This is a genomic window from Paraburkholderia sp. SG-MS1, assembly GCF_012275575.1.
Classification (GTDB): Bacteria; Pseudomonadota; Gammaproteobacteria; order Burkholderiales; family Burkholderiaceae; genus Paraburkholderia.
In genome coordinates this window covers 41,299-61,018 of record NZ_NPIH01000109.1, presented here as the reverse complement: position 1 = coordinate 61,018, position 19,720 = coordinate 41,299, and the positions used below count along the sequence as shown (strand labels likewise).

The window sequence follows — 19,720 nt, the reverse complement described above, 5'->3', positions numbered from 1 at the left end:
CACGGGGCGCGCGGTGCGCATGGATGTCGGGCTGCGCGTCGCTCGTGCTGCGAGCGCGGTGCGCGGACATCGCCGCGTTCGTGGTCCGGGGGCGGGCCGGATGCGTACCACGCCGCGTGTGCTGCGCGTTATCCGGCGCGTCCCCTGCGCCACGCATCTGTGTCGATGGCCGCGCCGCAAACTCGATTCTGGCGCGCTTCATGCCCGGGTTCACGCACGCCCCGTCGCAACCTGCGCGGCATGCTGCACCTTCACGCGCGGCATCATCAACGTGACCAGGCCGCCGACGCTCAGCGCCCCCGCGATCAGCACCAGCCCGAACGTCACGCTATGCGTCGCGTCCTTGACGATGCCGAGCACGTACGGGCTCACATAGCCCGCAAGGTTCGCGATCGAGTTGATCACCGCGATTCCCGCGACGGCCGCCGTGCCTTGCAGGAAAGTCGTCGACATCGACCAGAAGATGCCGAAGCCCGCCAGGATGCCGATATACGCGATCGACAGGCCGGTGACGGCGAGCGGAATCGAGTTGGTCACCGATGCGCTGCCAAGCAGCCCCGCCGCGCCGATGAAGCAGCATATCGCGTAGTGCCAGCGCCTCTCGCCGGTGATGTCCGACGAACGGCCGATCAGGATCATGCCGATGCCTGCGGCCAGATACGGAATCGCGGTGACGAAGCCGTTGGTGACGAGGTTGGTCACGCCGAGATCCTTGACGATCTGCGGCAGCCAGAACGAGAAGCCCGCGTTGCCGGTGACGAGGCAGAAGTAGATGAGCGTGAGCAGCCAGAAACGGCCCGAGCGCAACGCGAGCGCGAGACTGTGCTCGGCGCCGGCCGCCGTCGCCGCGCTGTTTTCCCGCGCGAGGCGGCTCGTGATCACGCGCTTTTCGTCGGCGCTGAGCCACACGGCTTCGGTAGGCGTGTTGCGCAGGACGGCGAGCGCCCAGAAGCCCGCGAGAATCGACGGAATGCCTTCGATCAGGAACATCCACTGCCAGCCGCGCAAGCCGTGCGCGTCATGCAGCGCCGACATCAGAAAGCCCGACAAAGGCGCGCCGATGATGCCCGCCACTGGAATTGCCGCCATGAACACGGCGACCATCCGTGCGCGCCGGTCGGCCGGGAACCAGAAGGTCAGATACAGCACCACGCCCGGCACCAGCCCGGCTTCGGCCACGCCGAGGAAAAAGCGCAGCACATAGAACATCGTTTCGCTGCGCACGAACATCATCAGGCACGACAGCAGGCCCCACAGCATCGTGATGCGGGCGATCGTGGCGCGCGCGCCGAACTTCTTCAGCAGCAGGTTGCTCGGCACTTCGAACACGAAGTAGCCAAAGAAAAAGATCCCCGCGCCGAGTCCGTACGCCGCGTTCGACAACCCGAGGTCGCCTGTGAACTGCAGCTTCGCGTAACCGATGTTGACGCGATCCAGATACGACAGCACATAGACGAGAAACAGGAACGGCATGATGCGCCAGGTGATCTTGCGCAGCGCGGTGGCTTCGAGCAGCGCGTCGGACGACGCGTCGGCATTGACGGCGGGCGATGGGGAGCTCATGCGTGCCTCATTCGACGATAGGTAGCGCGCGCACGCGATAGGCGTGGCGCAGCGTGCGGTTCAGGATGGGGTCGTGCAGTTCGAGTTCGAGCGCATCGCCATCGGCCATCCCGACGATACCGCCTTGCACTGCGAGCGTGCCGCAGAACATCGCCGCGCCAGCGGTGAGCGGCGCGCGAGCGAGCAGCTCGGCGGCCGGCAGCAGCGATGCGACGCTGCCCTGCTGATAGATGCGCCGCTCGCCGTTCGCGACGGCGTACGCGCGCACTTCCAGCTGGTCCCAGTGGCCGGCGACGTCGTCAAAACGCCATGCGTCGCGCGCGAGCGGTTTCGGGCAGACCTGTTTGGAGACGGTCACGCCGTACGCCTCGACCTCGCGGTCAGTGTGATCGGAGCCGATCGTCACGAGCACGCCCGCTGGCGATTGCAGCAGCACGCACTCGGCTTCGCCGCTCGACTTCACGCCGACCACGTCGATCTGCTCGGCCTGCGTCAGCAGTTCTGCGCCGAGCCGGTAGAAGCACGGCGTGGTGGACGGCCGCTTCACGCCGAGTTCGGCGAGCTCGGCAATGTGATGCTCGATGGCCGTCTGATCGCGCCCGGCCCACCCGGCGATGGTCAGACGGCTCACTTCAACCTGCTCCGCACGGCTCTGGCCGGCGCGGTCGACAACATGGAAAGACAACGGCTGCATCATTGGGCTCCAAGACAAATATTCGGTAGATATTATTGTGATATTTCACATGAGTCCAGTGTGTCAAAAATATTCCAGCGGACCATGCGAGCAATGGGCGGTATGGCGGGCGAATCCCAAGCTGTCCGGCCTTTTTGCGAGATGGGACGGCGAGATGCGGCTGGTACACTGCCTCCTTGAAATTACTTTTTGTAAGGGACGCATTCATGCACCAGGGGATTGGCTTCATTCAGGATTTGGCGGTCGTGATGGCGCTCGCCGGCGTCGTCACCGTGCTGTTCCATCGCCTGAAGCAGCCTGTGGTGCTCGGTTATATCGCCGCGGGCTTGATCATCGGGCCGTACACGCCGCCGTTCCAGTTGATCCACGACGAGCAGACCATCCAGACGCTGGGCGAACTCGGCGTCGTGTTCCTGATGTTTTCGCTGGGCCTCGAATTCAGCCTGCGCAAGCTCTTCCAGGTGGGCGCGACCGCGATCGTCGCGGCCCTCTCCGAGATCGTGCTGATGCTGTGGATCGGCTACGAGATCGGTAGTGCGTTCGGCTGGAGTCCGATGGATTCACTGTTCCTCGGCGCGATCCTCGCGATTTCGTCGACCACCATCATCGTCAAGGCGCTGTCCGAACTGGGCCTGAAACGCGAACGTTTCGCGCAACTGGTGTTCGGCATTCTGATCGTCGAGGACATTCTCGGCATCGCGATGCTCGTGCTGTTGACCGGCATCGCGCAGACCGGCCAGTTGAGCGCCGGCCTCGCGATGGTCACGCTCGGCAAGCTGCTGCTGTTCATGACCGTGTCGCTGCTGGTGGGCGTGCTGGTGGTGCCGCGTGCGTTGAACTACGTGGCGCGCACGCGCAGCGACGAGATGCTGCTGGTGTCCGTGCTCGGCTTCTGCTTCGGTTTCTGCCTGTTGGTGGTGAAGCTCGACTACAGCATTGCGCTCGGCGCGTTCCTGATCGGCGCAATCATGGCCGAGTCGCGCCATCTGCATCGGATCGAGCATCTGATCGCGCCGTTGCGCGACGCCTTTTCCGCGATCTTCTTCGTGACGATCGGCCTGATGCTGAACCCCGCCGTGCTGCTCGACTACGCGTGGCCGATCGCGGTGATCACGGTCGCGGTGATCGTCGGCAAGATCGTGTCGTGCGGGCTGGGCACTTTCCTCTCGGGGCAGGACGCGCGCACCTCGATGCGCGTGGGCATGACCGTGTCGCAGATCGGCGAGTTCTCGTTCATCATCGCGTCGCTCGGCTTGACGCTGAACGTGACGAGCGCGTTTCTCTATCCGATCGCGGTGGCGGTGTCGGCGCTGACTACGCTCTTCACGCCGTATCTGATCCGAGGCGCCGATCCGCTGACCCGGCGCCTCGGCCAGGCGATGCCGGCCACGCTCGCCAACGCGTTCAGCCTCTATGGCCAGTGGCTGCGCAGCCTGAGCACGCAGAGCGGCGAGCCGACGCTCTTCAGCATGACGCGCAGGATCATCGTGCAGATCGCGGTCAACCTCGCGCTGGTCGCCGCGATTTTTCTGACCGTGTCGTACAGCGCGCCTTATACCGGCATGCTGCTCGCGCACTGGCTGAGTTCGGAGCCGATGCAGCGTGTGGTGCAGTGGAGCGTCGCGCTGGTCGTGTCGCTGCCGTTCCTCGTGGCGGTTTATCGCAAGACCAAGTCGCTCGCGCTGCTGCTCGCCGAAGTCAGCGTGCAGCCGGCGACAGCCGGGCGCTTCACGAGCGCGCTCCGCTACGCGATCTCCGACCTGGTGCCGGTGGTGTCGATGGTCGGCGTGTTTCTGCTCGTCGCGGCGCTCTCGGGCAGCATCCTGCCGCCGACCGGCCTGCTCGCCGTGGTACTGGTCTGCGCGGCGGTGCTGCTCGCGCTCGTGTGGCGCTGGTGCGTGAAGATCCACGCGTCGATGCAGATCGCCTTGCGCGAGACTTTCGAGGAACAGCCGGATCATGAGTGATCGGGATGGGCACTGCGCGCTCTGCGGCTACACCAGCCGCGAGTTCCGCCGCAGCCCTCGCAACAATGTGAGCAATTGTGTGTGCGTTTGCGGGGCGTGCTGGGCTGGCGGATAATCAGGGCATATTCATTCGTTCGCGTGGAAGGCGCCTGTCTGACTGTCATGAGCGAAAATAAACCTGACAACGCCGGCACGCCCGGCAGCCCATCGTCGCCTTCGGCGTCGCCAACGCCGGTGTCGCCGGCAGCAACGCCCGGCGTGTCGAAACCCGGCACCACTCCGCCCGAACCGGCGGCTTCGCTACCTCCCTCGCATGAAGACGCGATCCAGTCGCCGATGAAGGACGTGACGCCGGCTGCCGAAGAGGCGGCCGCGCGCTCGTCCACAGACGACCCCGAGAGCGCCTCGACCGTGACGCCCACCGATCCCCAAACGGCCCGCCAGCGCGACGCGGCCGAGGCGCGCAGTTCGGCCGCTGCATCGACGGCGAAGCAGGAAGCCGAAGTGCATGAGCGCGAGGCGCGCCATGCGGGCGCACCCGCTGCACATCCCGGCATCATGAAAGGCACGAAGAGCGCAGCGGGCGCGACAAGCACCAGGAGCGCGCCGACCTTCGCGAGCGGCGAGCCGCTAGCCGGCGGGTTGACCACGCCGGCCTCGACCGACGACAACGCCGCCGAATCAGCCGAGACTTCCACCTCGCGCCCGGCCGGCGCGCCGCCGCCGGGCTTCGGCGCGGCACCCGATTTCAGCGCGACCCATGCGCCGCCGCCCAATGCGTTGCCGCCGTCGCCGCCGCGCTATCTGAAGCAGAACGATTCGGCGTGGACCGTGTTCGGCCGCATCATCGCGGCGCGCGCGCGTCAGCTGTTCGATCGCGCGGGACAGCGGATCACACAGCGCACGCTGCGCATCGGCGTGTCGGCACGCATCTTCCATCCGGAGCCGGGCGCGAAGGGGCTGCGCGGCAAGACGCTGCAATACCTGGAGGAATCGATCGCGCACTGGGTGATGTCGCGTGACGTCCTCGTGTTCATGATTCCGACCGTCGGTCATCAGGGCATGCTGCATCCGAGCAATATCCGGTTGCGTGACTACGCGAAGCATCTCGACGGCTTGCTGTTGCAAGGCGGCGCCGACGTTTCTCCGCAGACGTACGCGGAAGAGGCGACCAGCCACGAGTGGCCCGGCGACCGCGTGCGCGACATGTATGAGCTGGAGTTGCTGCACGAGTTCGTCGAGTCGGGCAAGCCGGTGCTGGGCGTGTGCCGCGGCTGTCAACTGATCAACGTGGCGTTCGGCGGCACCTTGTATCAGGACATTGCGACCGATGTCCCGACCGCGGCGGCGCACGTCAACGAGAACTACGATCAGCATCGGCACGGGATTCATTTTCCGGACGGTTCGACGCTGGTCAACATGTTCCCTGGCCGGCGCGATGCGATCGTCAACTCGATTCACCATCAGGCGGTGAAAACGCTCGGGCGCGATCTGAATATCGAGGCGGTGTCGGCGACGGACGGCATCATCGAAGCCGTGCGCTACCGGCGTGCGCCGTTCGTGATGGGCGTGCAGTGGCATCCGGAGTTTCATCGCGCGGGCGGCCCGGAGTTGCTCGATTGCACGCCGCTGCTCGATACGTTTTTGCGGGTGGCGCGGGAAACGCGGTTTTGAGGCTTTTTGTGTTTCTCAGGCACGCGTTCTGGTGTGTGACTGGGAGGGGAGCGGGTTGCGGTTGAATGCTGTTTCCCGAAGCTAAATTGTTTGACGCGCCGTCGCGTGATGCGGCGGCGCGCTTCGCGCGGCATTCGGCCCGCGCTATTTCCCTCTGTTTCCATCTTGCAGTTTCCTCTGCACTTTCTTGACGGCTGGTGTTGCGCGAGCTCGCGTGACCGATGCCAGCACTCCGTGGTCGAGTTCGTCAGCCTCTCTTTATCAAGAAAATAAGGAATCCGATCGTAGATAAATTTTGAGATAAAGATCCCGCCGTCTATCGCAATATTAAAACCCGCTCGCTGTTGGATTAGTACAAATCCAAATCCAATAACAAGATGGGAAGCTCGTGCGCGAGGTGGTTTGCTATGGTTTGGTCTATCCCGAAACGTTTATTTCCTGATTGTGCGCTTTGCTTTATCCGGATTCGTTCGCCGTCGATGTATCTCAATTTGAAGTCGTGTCAGGCGGCATTTGAGTGCTTCGCTTCACGGCAAATCCGCGCGATAATCTGCGGCTGTCTTGGGATCTGGATGGAGCAAGCAGGTATGAAGTATCACTTAATAATACGGCGTGCCGTGCTGCTCGCGGTTTCATACGCACTGCTGCCGCATGCCGGTTTGGCGCTTGCGACGCAGGGCGAAGAGGCCGCGCAGATTGGCGGTATGCGGCCGGCAATCAGAGCGTTGACGCCGCAACCCAACGGGGCCGCTCTCGCCGATGTGCGGGCGGACACATTGTCCGCATCGGATGCATCGGACGCAGAGAACTCATCGAGCGACGCGCAAGGCAATGTCGCCGAATTGATGCAAATGATTCACGACGCGAAGCTGAGCGAACTGCGCACCACATACAACGGCAGTTACGGCGCAAGTCTGTTCTTCTACCCGCAAGAAATGACGTACTACGTCGCGTTATTTCAGAACAAACATTTCTGGCGCGTGATCAAGTCCGGGAACGTCGATCGCTCGGAAGTGATCTACGCGGATTTTGCGCAGCAGACGGCGCAACTCGCAGATGTCGAAATTCGCCGCGTGCAGCTACAGGCGCAAAAGGCGTACATCGCGGAGATCATCGCGATGTCGCAGGATCGCGCCAAACGCCTGCAGGCCGATCTGGCCGTCGCACATACGCAGCAGGCCAAGGTCGATGACTACCAGCGGCAAACGCAGGGCGAGGCGGTCACGTTGCGCGCAGAAAAAGAACGTGCGCAGGCGCAATTGCGTGCTGTGCAGAACGAAGTGATGCAACTGCAGCAACAGACGGAATTCGGTCTGCCAATGCAGAGTGGACTGCTGCCGCAAAGCGGGTTGCCGAACCGCAAGTAATGGTCAAATAACGGCGTTGTGTTTGGAGACAAGCCCGGCTAGGAATGAACAGCCGGGTTTTCTTTTGCCGCCCACATTCCGCAGGCGGTGATAGCGGCACGTTTGCGCTTCACTTCCCGAATTGATCTGGGACCTCGGTCACGCGACGCTGCGAAATATGGTTCATCCATTCCGTCCCATTGCCGAGCGGCGAATGGTTGGACGCAGCAGGGCGGGGCGGCGGTGCGATATCGCGCAGGCGCGTAGCGGCGGACATCGTCACGTCGGCGTATTCGTCGATGCCGAGTCGCGCCGGCGCGGGAGGCGAGTACTTTCCCGCAGTGGACGGTGCAGGCGACGTTCGTCGCGCGATCGGCGGGACGGTGATGTGCGGCATACCGTCGGCCATGGAGGCAGCGCGCGATAGCGGATTCGCTGTTGTGCTGCGCGCGAGATGATCGCGTGTTTTTTCTCGCCGGCTGCTGGCCGTTGTGCGAAGCGTGTGGCGGCGTGAGCCAGTATCGCTACTGGCGACACGCGGCGGCGCCGCTTGAGTCGCGCTGGACACGGGCGCATAAGTGGAGCGGGCAGATGAAGATGCACGCTCCGCACGTACCGATGCCGCGCTTGAAGCCCGCGCTTTAACTGCGCCACCGCCAACGGCTTCCCGCCCAATAACCACCTCGGGCACGCGACGCTGCGCCGGCGGCACATCGCCGTTGGCGTTGGCCGTGACCACGGTTTTCTCTACGGCGATCGTCTGGCGATGCGCCGAATGATCGAACGCAATCCATGCGAGTATCGCGGCGCCGCTGAGTGCGCATGCGCCACCTGCAAACGCTTTCCAATGTGGCGGAACATCGCGCGACCTGGACACGAGCACAGGTGCCTCGGCCATCGGCAGCGCACCGGCCTCAGCGCCCCCATGCGGAGTTTCTTCTCGCGCAGGGTGAAACACCGTCGTCGCACGCGTCGCTGTTGCTGCCGAAGCAACTGCGGCAGCAGCACGCCGTGCATTCAACGGCACCCATCTGCAAAACGACAAGATGGCCTTGTCGCTCATGCAGAAGGTGCGCAGCACCGCTGCATAGAGCGCCTTGATGTCGGTGCGCCAGCTTTGGCCGGGCGGAAGAAGCGTCCAGTCACGGCCGAAGGGCGTCGGCAGACGATCGAGCGGACGCAGGCGGGGCATTGCGATCGCGCCTTCGATCAGGGTGAACTGAATAGTGGACATCGGTCTGTTCCGGCGCCTCGTATGGGGCCGCCGTGGGCGGCTGCGGGGATCGATTGGGACGCAGGCTTGCGGTGATGCAGATAGATCACCTTGCATGCATACCGCACATCGACGCGAACATCGGCAAGCGTATTCGCCAGGAACACATGACAGGTGCATGCACGCCCACCAGTGAAGCCTCGACTACTCGCGATGATGACGGACCGCTGTCATACCGGAAATCAGACCGCTCCGAAAAATGAGGACACTCGCCCCGGATTCGACCGGTCCGACCACGGCGACCTCTCGCCGCGCTCGCCGCCTTATCGATTCAGCCGGTACACGTAGCGCAGCGCGGTGATATCCACGCCGCCCATATGATCCGGCTCCGCGCCGACGAACTGCCAGCCCTGCCGCTCATAGAATCCGATCGCCGGCATATTGCCTTCGAGCACGTACAGATACAACTGCGCCTCGCCTTGTGCGCGCGCCCAGTCTTCGGCCGCGCGCATCAGCAGCTTGCCGACACCGATGCCCTGATAGCCCGGCAGCGCATGCAGGTTGTCGAGCAGCACGCCCCACGTGGATTCCGGTTGCCGTTCGGCGCAGACGAAGCCGATCGGCGCGCCCGCCAGTTCGGCAATCAGCACGATGCGGCGCTCGCCGCCCGGCGCGCCGAGCCGTGCTTCCCAATACGCGGCGCGCTCGTGCGTGACTTCGCCATCGAGGAACGCATCGGGCAGCAGGCCACGGTACGTGGCTTGCCAACTGGCGCTGTGAATCGACGCGATCAACGCGGCGTCGTCGACGGTGGCGGGGCGCAACGAAAGGGCGGGGAGGGTTCGCATCAGCTGATGATCAACGCAAGTGCCGGGGCAGAACAGTTTACCGCGATGAATGCTCGCGTCGTCCGTAAGCAAACTGTATGCATTTCGCAACAGCGCCATCAACGGTAACATTACCTGGCGCGGCTTTCCGCATGAGTCTCAAGGTTTGCCCTGATTCCGCGTCACTACGCTCGCCAGGATAATGCTGCGCCCTCCGGCGCGGCCTTTCCTTACCGTTTGCCTGCGGCCTCCGTTTGCACTCATGCAGCGGATCGTTTCAATTGCCCGCCGTCATCGCGTCACGGCGGCGGGCCTATCAGAGAATTTCATGTCCACAGCCTCTCCCACCCTTTCCGTTCAGGAAGAATCCAAGGTCAAGACAGTGTTCCGCGTCGTCAGCGGCAACTTTCTTGAGATGTACGACTTCATGGTCTATGGCTACTACGCCTCGGCGATCGCCAAGACCTACTTTCCCAGCGGCAACGAATTTGCGTCGCTGATGCTGTCGCTGTCGGTGTTCGGCGCGGGCTTCCTGATGCGGCCGATCGGCGCGATCGTGCTGGGCGCCTACATCGACCATCACGGCCGCCGCAAAGGGCTGATCCTCACGCTCGGCCTGATGGCGCTCGGCACGCTCACGGTCGCGGCGATCCCGGGCTACGCGACCATCGGCCTCGTCGCACCGGTGCTCGTGCTGCTCGGCCGGCTATTGCAAGGCTTCTCCGCCGGGGTCGAACTGGGTGGCGTGTCCGTGTATCTGTCGGAGATCGCGACGAAAGGCAACAAGGGCTTCTATTGCTCGTGGCAGTCGGGCAGCCAGCAGGTTGCCGTGGTGTTCGCCGCGCTGATCGGCGTGACGCTGAACAAGCTGCTGCCGGCCGACCAGATGACCGCTTGGGGCTGGCGCGTGCCGTTCCTGATCGGCTGCCTGATCGTGCCGTTCCTGTTCATCATCCGCCGTTCGCTGAAGGAAACCGAGGAGTTCAAGGCGCGCAAGCATCGTCCGAGCATGAGCGAGATCATGAAGTCGATGGCTACCAACTGGGGCGTCGTGCTGGGCGGCATGGGGATGGTCATCATGACCACGGTGTCGTTCTACATGATCACCGCCTACACGCCGACCTTCGGCAAGGAAGTGCTGAAGCTGTCCGCCATCGACACGCTCGTCGTCACCGTCTGCGTGGGTCTGTCGAACCTGGTCTGGCTGCCGGTCGCGGGCGCGCTGTCGGATCGCATCGGCCGCCGTCCGGTGCTGCTCGCGTTCACGATCCTGACGATCGCCACCGCGTATCCGGCGCTGCAATGGCTGGTCGCCGAGCCGTCGTTCGCGCGCCTGCTGGCGGTCCAGTTGTGGCTGTCGTTCCTGTACGGCAGCTATAACGGCGCGATGGTGGTGGCGCTGACCGAGGTGATGCCGGTCGAAGTTCGCACTGCGGGCTTCTCGCTCGCTTACAGCCTCGCGACGACGGTCGGCGGTTTCACGCCGGCGATCGCGACGCTGCTGATTCACGTTACGAGCAACAAGGCGGCGCCGGGTCTGGTCCTCGGCGTGGCGGCGATTTGCGGCTTGATCGCGACGCTGTTTCTGTATCGGACGCCGGAGTCGCGCAATCAGTATCGGGCGGCTTGAGCTTTCGCGACCGCGCTGCGGCTGCACGGGTTAAAGAAAAACCCCGCGTTCTCACGGACGCGGGGTTTTTTTATTGTCGAACGTGACGCGAGCCTGCCATGCAGTGCTGTCGTGCGGGTTGCCTGCTGTCGGTGGCTTGCGGTGCCGCGCTTTGCATCGCGCCGGCGTGCCCGGCGTCCCCAAGCGGCCTGCTTCCAACGCCACGCCGCGCAACTAGCTTGTGCGCAACTCGCTCGCCACCCCGTCGACGACTTCGTCCCACACGCCGGGCCGCGGCTGACGCACGAGCGTCGCGCCCGGATACCACGGGCTGCGCGCGTCGCCCTCGAACCAGCGCCAGTCCGCCGCGAACGGCAGCATCAGCCAGAGCGGCTTGCGCAATGCGCCGGCGAGGTGAGCGATGGACGTGTCGATCGACACCACCGCGTCGAGCCGTTCGATGATCGCGGCGGTGTCCGCGAAGTCGCCGATCCGCGCGTCGAACCGATGGATCGATGCAGCGCGCGGATGCGCGTCGAGCGTCGCGCGTTCGGGGGCGCTCAGGTCGGGTTGCAGCACGATCCAGTCGATGCCGTCGAGCGCGAACAGCGGTTCGAGCGCGGCGAGCGGCATCGAACGCGTTTCGTTCTGCTGGATGCGTCCCGACCACGCGAGGCCGATCTTGCGTTTGGCCTGGCCGCCGAGCGAGCCGCGCCATTTGCGGCCATATGCGGGCGGCACGTTGAGATAAGGCGTGCGGGCAGGGATGGTGTCGAAGCTCGTGCCGAGCGCGAGCGGCAGGCTCAGCAGCGGGCATTGCAGATCGGCGGCGGGGCGCGGCGCGCCCTGGGCGATCAGCGTCACGCGCCAGGCGTGGGCGGCGGGCGCGAGCAGGGGCAACAATTGCGGCTGCACTTCGAGCACCACGCTCGCCGCGCGCTGCGCGGCGAGCGGGACGAAGCGCACGAACTGCAGCGTATCGCCGAAACCCTGCTCGGCGTGGATCAGCAGCGTGCGTTGTGCGATCGGCTCGCCGTGCCAGCGCGGCAGCGTCTGGATGACCGGCTGCGCGACAGTCTGCAGCCGCCATTCGTATTCCGGCAGTCCGCGTGCAAAGTCGCGCAGGGTGAGCCACGCGAGCGCGCGGTTCATGTGCGCGGAGGCGAGGTCGGGGCGCAGGCGCAGCGCCTGATCGAAGGCGCGCACGGCTCGCGCGGGCGCGCCGAGCGCCTGATGCGCGGTGCCGAGACTGAGCCAGGCGAGCGCGAATTGCGGATCGAGGCCGACGGAGCGTTCCAGATACGGCAGCGCCTGCGCGTGGTGTCCCAGTGCCGCGAGCGCGTTGCCCATCCCGTAGATGGCGGGCGGCAGGTTCGGCTGGAAGCTCAGCGCGGCCTCGAACGACGCGACCGCTTCGGCATGGCGGCCGGTGGCGTCGAACGTATTGGCGAGGTTGAAGTGTGCGGCGACGAAGCGCGGCTCGGCGGCGAGCGCCGCCTGGAAGCAGGGGATCGCCTCGTCCGCGCGGCCCAGCGCGTTCAGCGCCATGCCCATGTTGTTCAGCGCGCCGGCATGGCCGGGGCGCAGTTCGAGCGCGCGCCGGAACGACGCGATCGCTTCCGGGTGGCGCCCGAGCGCGTGCAGCGCGTTGCCGAGATTGTTGTGCGACGACGCGTCATCGGGTTGCAGGCGCAGCGACCGTTCGAACGCATCGGCGGCGTCTTCGTGACGACCCAGCGACGCGTACGCGTTGCCGAGGTTGTAGTGCGCCATCGGAAAGGAGGGCGCGAGCGTCAACGCGTTGCGGAACTGTTCGATCGCGTCGTCGATCTGGCCGAGCGCCTTTAGCGCGTTGCCGAGATTCAGTTGCAGCGCGGCGTCTTCCGGACGCAGGTTCACCGCGCGCCGCACGAGTGCGGCGGCTTCGGCGTGCTGGCCTTGCTGATGGCGCAGCACGCCCAGCAGGTGCAGCGCGTCGACGTGCGTGGGATTGCCGTCGAGCGTCGCGCGGTAGCCGCGTTCGGCGTCGTCGAGGCGACCGTCACGATGCGCCGCGAAAGCGCGGTCAAATACTGGTTGCATGACGGGGGATGGCATTCGGGTGAGGCAGAGGCCGCATTTTCCCACACTCGCTGGACCGCGCTCCGGTTTGACCGGTTTGCTTCCTCTCTATAGCATCAGGATACCTGTGCATGGTTTTGCTGCGAGCATCGATTCGAGACATTCGCGGCGGAATTTTCGACCGGGTTCCTGCACGGCTTTCATGCCGGGTTTGTGGCTGCGCCGCCGGCGGCGCGGAGCGGGCCGCTCGCGATGGGTGTGCCGTTGGCCGGGTCGCTTCGCCTGCCTGGCTACTATTCTCTGGATGCGTGATGAAGAAGAAGGATGCAGTGGGTCGCGGGGATGAAGGGCTCGGGGATGTCCGAAGCGGCAATCCGCCCAGCGGTCAGGATGGACGTGGTCACGGCGATAGCCGCAGCGCCCATGGCGGTCACGAGCACAGTGGACACGACCATGGCGGTCACGACCACAACCACAACGCCCACGCCCACGCCGACCACGATCACCGCGACCCCAGCCAGCCCAGCAACACCCACGACCACGCCCACGCCGGCCACCACCATCACCACCACATTCCCGCCGCAGGCCATGGCCGCGCTTTCGCCATCGCCGTCGCGCTGAACATCGCGATCGTCGTCGTTCAGGCGATCTACGGCGTGCTCGCGCATTCCACCGCGCTGCTCGCCGACGCGGGCCACAATCTCTCCGATGTCCTCGGCCTGCTGCTCGCATGGGGCGCAGCCTGGCTCGCCACGCGCCGTCCGTCGGCGCGCTATACGTTCGGCTACGGCAGTTCGTCGATCCTCGCCGCGCTCGTCAACGCGGGGTTGCTGTTGTTCGCGTGCGGCGTGATCGTCGCCGAGGCGATCGGGCGTCTGATGAACCCGGCGCCGGTGGCCGGGCTCGCGGTGTTCGTCGTCGCGACCGTGGGCGTGGTGGTGAACGGCATGTCCGCGTGGCTGTTCATGCGCGGCAAGAAGGAAGACCTCAACATTCGCGGCGCCTTCCTGCACATGGCGGCCGATGCCGGCATTTCGGCGGCGGTCGCGGTGAGCGGCCTCGTGATTCTCTATACCCGTTGGCTCTGGCTCGATCCGCTGATGAGCCTCGTCGTGGTCGCGGTCGTCGTGGCGGGCACGTGGGGGCTGTTGCGCGATTCGCTGCGCCTCGCGCTCGACGCCGTGCCGCCCGGCATCGATCTGCAACGCATCCGCGAATATCTGGCCGCGCAACCCGGCGTGGTCGACGTGCACGACCTGCACGTGTGGGCGCTGTCGACCACCGGCAACGCGCTCAGCGTGCATCTGGTGATGCCGGCGGGCCATCCTGGCGACGAGTCGCTCGACCGCATCGTCGGCGCGTTGCGCGAGCGTTTTTCGATGCAGCATGCGACGCTGCAGCTCGACCTCGGCACCACCGAGCATCGTTGCGCGCTGGACCACGCGCCGCATGCGCATTGATTCAGATAGTGCGCAACTGAGGTGATGCGGCTGGACGCACGTCATGCAGAGCGACCGTGCAATAAGCCGCTCCGGGAACGTCATCGACAGAACGCCGTGTGCTTTCCCACGGTCTGCCGAATGACGCGGCGCACTGCCACCCTCATTATCGGCGGCGTACACTAGAGCGCATTGTTGTCTCCGGAGTGCCGCATGGACGCTGCAGCCTACGACGCGTCGCCGGTGCTGATCGTCGGGGCGGGTCCCACCGGACTTGCCGCAGCGATGAGTCTCGCGCGTGCCCATATTCCCGTGCGTCTGATCGACAAAGCGATGCAGCCGAACCCGTATTCGCGGGCCATCGGCATTCAGGCGCGCACGCTCGAACTGCTCGAACAGCATCGGCTGGTCGAACCGTTTCTGGAACTCGGTCATCGCGCGCGCATCGCCAATCTCTTTTCGAACGGCATGCGCCTCGCGCAACTCGATTTCGATCCGCTGCACACGCGCTATCCGTATCTGCTGTTTCTCGACCAGTCCGTGACCGAGCGCCTGCTCACTGAACATCTCGCCACCTTGGGCGTGACGATCGAGCGGGGCGTCGAACTGACGATGTTCTCGCAGGGCTCCGCAGGCCTGCAGGCGACGCTGCGTCGTGCCGACGGCCACACCGAAACGATGCGCCCGTCATACGTGATCGCCGCCGACGGTGCGCACAGCGCGATCCGTCATCGGCTGGGTCTGAGCTTCGAGGGCAAGACCTTCGAGCAGACCTTCCTGCTCGCCGATCTGCACGCCGAAACCGCGTGGCCCGATGACGAGTTTCACATCTTTGCGTCGGGCGAAGGCCTCGTCGCGCTGTTTCCGATGGGACATGGCCGGCATCGGCTGATCGCGGATCATGCGATCGAACCGGCCGCGGTCGCCTCGCCTCCCACAGCCGCGGTACTCGGCGAGCCGCCGCTCGACCGCGTGCCTGCGCCGTCGCTCGAACAATGCAAGGCGCTGATCGCGCGGCGCGTGCGTGAACGCGTCGACGTGTCGGATCTCGCGTGGTCCTCGTATTTCCATCTGAACAACCGGATGGTGGAGCGGCTGCGCGTCGGCCGCATCTTCCTCGCCGGCGACGCCGCGCATGTACACAGCCCGGCCGGCGCGCAAGGCATGAACACCGGCATCCAGGAAGCGTTCAATCTCGGCTGGAAGCTCGCGCGCGTGCTGAAAGGCGCGGCGCCGGACCGGCTGCTCGATACCTACCACCTCGAACGGCATCCGATCGAGCGCGACGTGCTGCGGCAGACCGGCTTCATCACGCAGATGGCCGAGGCCGATCACGGGCCGCTCAAGCTGCTGCGCGAACGTGCGATGCCGGTGCTCGCCGCGCTCGGTCCGCTGCGCGATGCCGCGCGCCTGACCATCAGCGAGTTGTCGATCCAGTACCGGCGCAGTCCGCTCACGCTCGAACGGGTGCTCGACGGCGGTCCGCGCGCCGGCGAACGCGCGCCCGATGCGCTCGTGCATGTGGTCGATGGGCCGCTTGGCCGCGCGCCGGGTGTCGGCTGCATTTTCGATCTGCACGACCCGGCGTTCTTCTCGCTGTTCCTGCTGGTGCCGCCGCTGCCCGTCGACGAGACGCCGCTCGACCCGGCCGCCAAGCATGCGCCGCCGCCGGACCCGGAACTGGAGCGGCTCGCTGCCGAAGTCGAGCGCCTGCTGCCGGGCGCGGTGCGGATCTGGCGCATCACCGATACGACCGGCGACGGCGGGCCGGCGTTGTCCGAATCGTATGGACGCACGCGGCCGTCGTTCTATCTGGTGAGGCCGGATGGTTATATCGGTGCGCGCGGACGCACCGGCTCAGATTTGCACGGCCTGCTGCGGCATTGCGAAGCGTGGTTTGCGGTAGGAGGCGAGATACCGCAGCAGGCGGCGCTGTGAGCTGAGGCGTTGCTGGTTTTCCACTGTCTTGCCAGGAAGAAGAGGGGAAGCGCCGCGCGACCCGCTGTGCGTGAATGGTGAGAGAGCAGAGACCGATTCGTGAATTCGCCGCTGCCTGAAGCGAAAGGCTAGCCGCTGCCCGATCCATCGAGCAGCGGCCACCGTCTGAACCGCCTAAACGGTCGAAGCCGCCGCGGGCGTCAGCTCTTCACGATGCCTGACGAGCGCCTCCCTGACGAAGCCCGACAACACCATGCCGTTCGCATCCGGTGCCTCGTCGAGCGCCGCCAGCAGCGCGCGCCGCATGCGCGGCTCCCAGAAGCGGCGAATATGATCGGCAACCCCGCTGAGCGCTTCCTCGTGATCCGGCATCGACTCGAAGAAGTCGCCGATCCGGTTCGCCATGTCGATCAGGTTCTGAGTGTCCATCGCTCGCCTCACTTACCCGATGTCGTATTGGCCAGCTCGCGCTGTCTGAGCAGATCGAGCTGCTCGCTGTTAAAGCGCGAGTAGTCCTGCTGCCATTGCGACGGCTGTTCGACCGGCGTCACCTGCACCGCGGTCACCTTGTATTCCGGACAGTTGGTCGCCCAGTCCGAGCTATCGGTGGTGATCACGTTCGCGCCCGATTCGGGGAAGTGGAACGTCGTGTAGACCACGCCCGGTTGCATGCGCTCGGTCACCTTCGCGCGCAACACGGTCTGCCCCGCGCGCGATTCGATGCCGACCCAGTCGGCGTTTTTGATGCCGCGATCTTCGGCGTCCTGTGGATGGATTTCGAGCCGGTCCTCGTCGTGCCAGCGCGAGTTCTCGGTGCGGCGCGTTTGCGCGCCCACGTTGTACTGCGACAGGATGCGGCCGGTCGTGAGCAGCAGCGGAAACTTGCGCGTGACTTTTTCCGGCGACGCGATGAACTTCGTGATCACGAAGCGGCCCTTGCCGCGCACGAAGGCATCGACGTGCATGGTCGGCGTGCCGTCCGGCGCGTTCTCGTTGCACGGCCACTGGATGCTGCCGAGCTCGTCGAGCTTCTGATACGACACCCCGTGGAAAGTCGGCGTGAGACGCGCGATCTCGTCCATGATCTGCGACGGGTGCGTGTAGTCCATTTCATAGCCGAGCGCGCGCGAGAGCAGGATCGTGGCTTCCCAGTCGGCGTAACCCGCGAGCGGCGGCATCACCTTGCGCACGCGCGAAATGCGGCGCTCCGCGTTGGTGAAGGTGCCGTCCTTTTCGAGGAACGACGAGCCGGGCAGCAGCACGTGCGCGTACTTGGCGGTCTCGTTGAGGAAGATGTCCTGTACGACGATGCATTCCATCGACGACAGCGCCGCCGACACATGATGCGTGTTCGGGTCCGACTGCACGATGTCTTCGCCCTGGCAGTAGAGGCCCTTGAAGGTGCCATGCACCGCGGCGTCGAACATGTTCGGAATGCGCAGGCCGGGTTCCGGCTGCAGCGTGACGTTCCAGGCGTCTTCGAACAGCGTGCGCGTGACCGTGTCGCTGATATGGCGGTAGCCCGGCAGTTCGTGCGGGAACGAGCCCATGTCGCATGAACCCTGCACGTTGTTCTGGCCGCGCAGCGGATTCACGCCCACGCCTTCGCGGCCGATGTTGCCGGTCGCCATCGCGAGGTTGGCGATGCCCATGACCATCGTCGAACCTTGCGCGTGTTCGGTGACGCCGAGGCCGTAATAGATCGCGGCATTGCCGCCCGTCGCATAGATGCGCGCGGCTTCGCGCATTAGCTGCGCCGGCACGCCCGTGAATGCCTCGGTGGCTTCGGGCGCGTTCTCCGGCAGCGCGACGAAATCGCGCCACTGCCCGAACGCGCGGGCCTCGCAACGCTCGGCGATGAACGCTTCGTTCAGTAGACCTTCGGTGACGATCACATGCGCGAGCGCGTTCACGACGGCCACGTTGGTGCCCGGCCGCAATTGCAGATGATGCGACGCCTTCACGTGCGGCGTATCGACGATATCGATGCGCCGCGGATCGACGACGATCAGCTTCGCGCCTTCGCGCACGCGGCGCTTCAGACGTGAGCCGAACACCGGGTGGCCGTCGGTCGGATTCGCGCCGATCACCATGATGACGTCGGCTTTATCGACCGACGCGAACGTCTGCGTGCCCGCCGATTCGCCGATCGTCGTCTTCAGGCCATAGCCGGTCGGCGAGTGGCACACGCGCGCGCAGGTGTCGACGTTGTTGTTGCCGAACGCGGCGCGCACGAGCTTCTGGACGAGATAGGTTTCCTCGTTGGTGCAGCGCGACGACGTGATGCCGCCGATCGAATCGCGCCCATGCTTTTCCTGGATGCGGCGGAATTCGGACGCGGCGTAACTGATCGCTTCTTCCCAACTGACTTCACGCCACGGGTCCGTGATCTTCGCGCGGATCATCGGCTTCGTGATGCGGTCCTTGTGCGTCGCGTAGCCCCACGCGAATCGGCCCTTCACGCAGGCGTGGCCTTCGTTGGCCTGGCCGTTCTTGTGCGGCACCATCCGCACGACCTGATTGCCCTTCATCTCCGCCTTGAACGAGCAGCCGACGCCGCAATACGCGCAGGTGGTGACGACCGAATGCTCGGACTGGCCGAGCATGATCACGGACTTTTCCTGCAGGGTCGCAGTCGGGCATGCGGCGACGCACGCGCCGCACGACACGCACTCCGAGTCCATGAAAGGCTGGTTCTCACTCGCCGCCACGCGCGATTCGAAGCCGCGTGCTGCAATGGTCAGCGCGAACGTGCCTTGGGTTTCCTCGCATGCGCGCACGCAGCGATTGCAGACGATGCACTTTGACGGGTCGTAGGTGAAGTACGGGTTGGACTCGTCCTTCTTGTCCTTCAGGTGATTCGCGCCGTCGAAGCCATAGCGCACTTCGCGCAGGCCGGTCACGCCCGCCATGTCCTGCAGCTCGCAGTCGCCGTTGGCGGGGCAGGTGAGGCAGTCGAGCGGATGGTCGGAGATGTACAGTTCCATGACATTGCGGCGCAGCGATTGCAGACGCTCCGTTTGCGTGCGGACCTTCATGCCCGCTTCGACCGGCGTCGTGCACGATGCGGGATAGCCGCGCTTGCCTTCGATTTCGACGAGACACAGCCGGCACGAGCCGAACGGTTCGAGCGAATCGGTCGCGCAGAGCTTCGGCACGTTGACGCCGGCTTCGGCGGCGGCGCGCATCACCGAGGTGCCGGCGGGCACCGTGACTGCCTGGCCGTCGATTTCGAGCGTGACGTCGACGTCGGCGTGACGCGCGGGGGTGCCGTAGTCGGTGTCGTCGAGGAAGGAGCGGGTGGCGCGTTGCTGCGCTTGCGACTTGCACGCGCAGTTGCCTGAGCCGCAGCCGCCGGCGGGAGAGTTGAGCATGTCGGACATGGTGAG

At 65.2% G+C, this 19,720-nt stretch carries 14 protein-coding genes; 6 read left to right on the top strand and 8 right to left on the bottom strand.

Annotated elements, in window-relative coordinates:
* The 3 genes from CIC12_RS33010 to CIC12_RS08225 all read right to left on the bottom strand — a co-directional run.
* Positions 1–202, bottom strand: a 202-nt coding sequence (locus CIC12_RS33010; protein ID WP_238812451.1) for a hypothetical protein, incomplete at its 3' end; no start/stop codon positions are given.
* An 8-nt stretch (positions 203–210) separates the two neighbouring features.
* The gene (locus tag CIC12_RS08230) at positions 211–1,563 is read right to left on the bottom strand and encodes an MFS transporter (RefSeq protein ID WP_168663649.1); all 1,353 of its coding nucleotides are present in this window, start codon (positions 1,561–1,563) and stop codon (positions 211–213) included.
* Between the two features lie 7 nt (positions 1,564–1,570).
* Positions 1,571–2,257: a DUF2848 domain-containing protein gene (locus CIC12_RS08225; RefSeq protein WP_168663648.1), complete on the bottom strand. Its 687-nt coding sequence runs from the start codon at positions 2,255–2,257 to the stop codon at positions 1,571–1,573.
* Between the two features lie 206 nt (positions 2,258–2,463).
* On the opposite strand from CIC12_RS08225, the gene CIC12_RS08220 reads away from it, so the two are divergent.
* The 3 genes from CIC12_RS08220 (at position 2,464) to CIC12_RS08210 (ending at position 7,265) form a co-directional block, all read left to right on the top strand.
* On the top strand, positions 2,464–4,224 hold the full coding sequence (locus tag CIC12_RS08220) for a cation:proton antiporter (protein ID WP_168663647.1): 1,761 nt from the start codon (positions 2,464–2,466) through the stop codon (positions 4,222–4,224).
* Positions 4,225–4,386: 162 nt separating this feature from the next.
* Entirely contained in the window at positions 4,387–5,898 is a 1,512-nt protein-coding gene (locus tag CIC12_RS08215; RefSeq protein WP_168663646.1) for a gamma-glutamyl-gamma-aminobutyrate hydrolase family protein, read from the top strand.
* A gap of 587 nt (positions 5,899–6,485) precedes the next feature.
* Positions 6,486–7,265 (top strand): DUF2968 domain-containing protein, encoded by a 780-nt coding sequence (locus CIC12_RS08210; protein WP_168663645.1) that lies wholly within the window; start codon positions 6,486–6,488, stop codon positions 7,263–7,265.
* Between the two features lie 109 nt (positions 7,266–7,374).
* Here the strand turns inward: CIC12_RS08210 and CIC12_RS08205 are convergent, their stop codons facing one another.
* Positions 7,375–8,478, bottom strand: coding sequence for a hypothetical protein (locus tag CIC12_RS08205; protein ID WP_168663644.1), 1,104 nt, complete (start codon positions 8,476–8,478; stop codon positions 7,375–7,377).
* Positions 8,479–8,780: 302 nt separating this feature from the next.
* Entirely contained in the window at positions 8,781–9,305 is a 525-nt protein-coding gene (locus CIC12_RS08200) for a GNAT family N-acetyltransferase (RefSeq protein ID WP_168663643.1), read from the bottom strand.
* Between the two features lie 307 nt (positions 9,306–9,612).
* Here CIC12_RS08200 and tcuC point away from each other — a divergent pair, with 307 nt between their 5' ends.
* Positions 9,613–10,914: an MFS transporter gene (gene tcuC / locus CIC12_RS08195; protein ID WP_168663642.1), complete on the top strand. Its 1,302-nt coding sequence runs from the start codon at positions 9,613–9,615 to the stop codon at positions 10,912–10,914.
* A 213-nt stretch (positions 10,915–11,127) separates the two neighbouring features.
* Here tcuC and CIC12_RS08190 read toward each other — a convergent pair whose 3' ends face one another.
* Positions 11,128–12,975, bottom strand: coding sequence for a tetratricopeptide repeat protein (locus CIC12_RS08190; RefSeq protein WP_168663641.1), 1,848 nt, complete (start codon positions 12,973–12,975; stop codon positions 11,128–11,130).
* Between the two features lie 290 nt (positions 12,976–13,265).
* On the opposite strand from CIC12_RS08190, the gene CIC12_RS08180 reads away from it, so the two are divergent.
* Positions 13,266–14,414, top strand: coding sequence for a cation diffusion facilitator family transporter (locus tag CIC12_RS08180; protein WP_174771960.1), 1,149 nt, complete (start codon positions 13,266–13,268; stop codon positions 14,412–14,414).
* Between the two features lie 192 nt (positions 14,415–14,606).
* A complete protein-coding gene (locus tag CIC12_RS08175; RefSeq protein ID WP_168663640.1) occupies positions 14,607–16,331 on the top strand; it encodes an FAD-dependent monooxygenase in 1,725 nt (574 codons plus the stop codon).
* Positions 16,332–16,505: 174 nt separating this feature from the next.
* Here CIC12_RS08175 and CIC12_RS08170 read toward each other — a convergent pair whose 3' ends face one another.
* Positions 16,506–16,760 (bottom strand): formate dehydrogenase subunit delta, encoded by a 255-nt coding sequence (locus CIC12_RS08170; RefSeq protein WP_168663639.1) that lies wholly within the window; start codon positions 16,758–16,760, stop codon positions 16,506–16,508.
* Between the two features lie 8 nt (positions 16,761–16,768).
* Entirely contained in the window at positions 16,769–19,714 is a 2,946-nt protein-coding gene (fdhF, locus tag CIC12_RS08165) for a formate dehydrogenase subunit alpha (RefSeq protein ID WP_168663638.1), read from the bottom strand.
* Positions 19,715–19,720 lie beyond the last annotated feature (6 nt).

Excerpts from the sequence above, each read along its gene's own strand:
- CIC12_RS08230 (WP_168663649.1), bottom strand. The coding sequence starts at position 1,563 with ATGAGCTCCCCATCGCCCGCCGTCAATGCCGACGCGTCGTCCGACGCG.
- CIC12_RS08225 (WP_168663648.1), bottom strand. The coding sequence starts at position 2,257 with ATGCAGCCGTTGTCTTTCCATGTTGTCGACCGCGCCGGCCAGAGCCGT.
- CIC12_RS08220 (WP_168663647.1), top strand. The coding sequence starts at position 2,464 with ATGCACCAGGGGATTGGCTTCATTCAGGATTTGGCGGTCGTGATGGCG.
- CIC12_RS08215 (WP_168663646.1), top strand. The coding sequence starts at position 4,387 with ATGAGCGAAAATAAACCTGACAACGCCGGCACGCCCGGCAGCCCATCG.
- CIC12_RS08210 (WP_168663645.1), top strand. The coding sequence starts at position 6,486 with ATGAAGTATCACTTAATAATACGGCGTGCCGTGCTGCTCGCGGTTTCA.
- CIC12_RS08205 (WP_168663644.1), bottom strand. The coding sequence starts at position 8,478 with ATGTCCACTATTCAGTTCACCCTGATCGAAGGCGCGATCGCAATGCCC.
- CIC12_RS08200 (WP_168663643.1), bottom strand. The coding sequence starts at position 9,305 with ATGCGAACCCTCCCCGCCCTTTCGTTGCGCCCCGCCACCGTCGACGAC.
- tcuC (WP_168663642.1), top strand. The coding sequence starts at position 9,613 with ATGTCCACAGCCTCTCCCACCCTTTCCGTTCAGGAAGAATCCAAGGTC.
- CIC12_RS08190 (WP_168663641.1), bottom strand. The coding sequence starts at position 12,975 with ATGCAACCAGTATTTGACCGCGCTTTCGCGGCGCATCGTGACGGTCGC.
- CIC12_RS08180 (WP_174771960.1), top strand. The coding sequence starts at position 13,266 with ATGAAGAAGAAGGATGCAGTGGGTCGCGGGGATGAAGGGCTCGGGGAT.
- CIC12_RS08175 (WP_168663640.1), top strand. The coding sequence starts at position 14,607 with ATGGACGCTGCAGCCTACGACGCGTCGCCGGTGCTGATCGTCGGGGCG.
- CIC12_RS08170 (WP_168663639.1), bottom strand. The coding sequence starts at position 16,760 with ATGGACACTCAGAACCTGATCGACATGGCGAACCGGATCGGCGACTTC.
- fdhF (WP_168663638.1), bottom strand. The coding sequence starts at position 19,714 with ATGTCCGACATGCTCAACTCTCCCGCCGGCGGCTGCGGCTCAGGCAAC.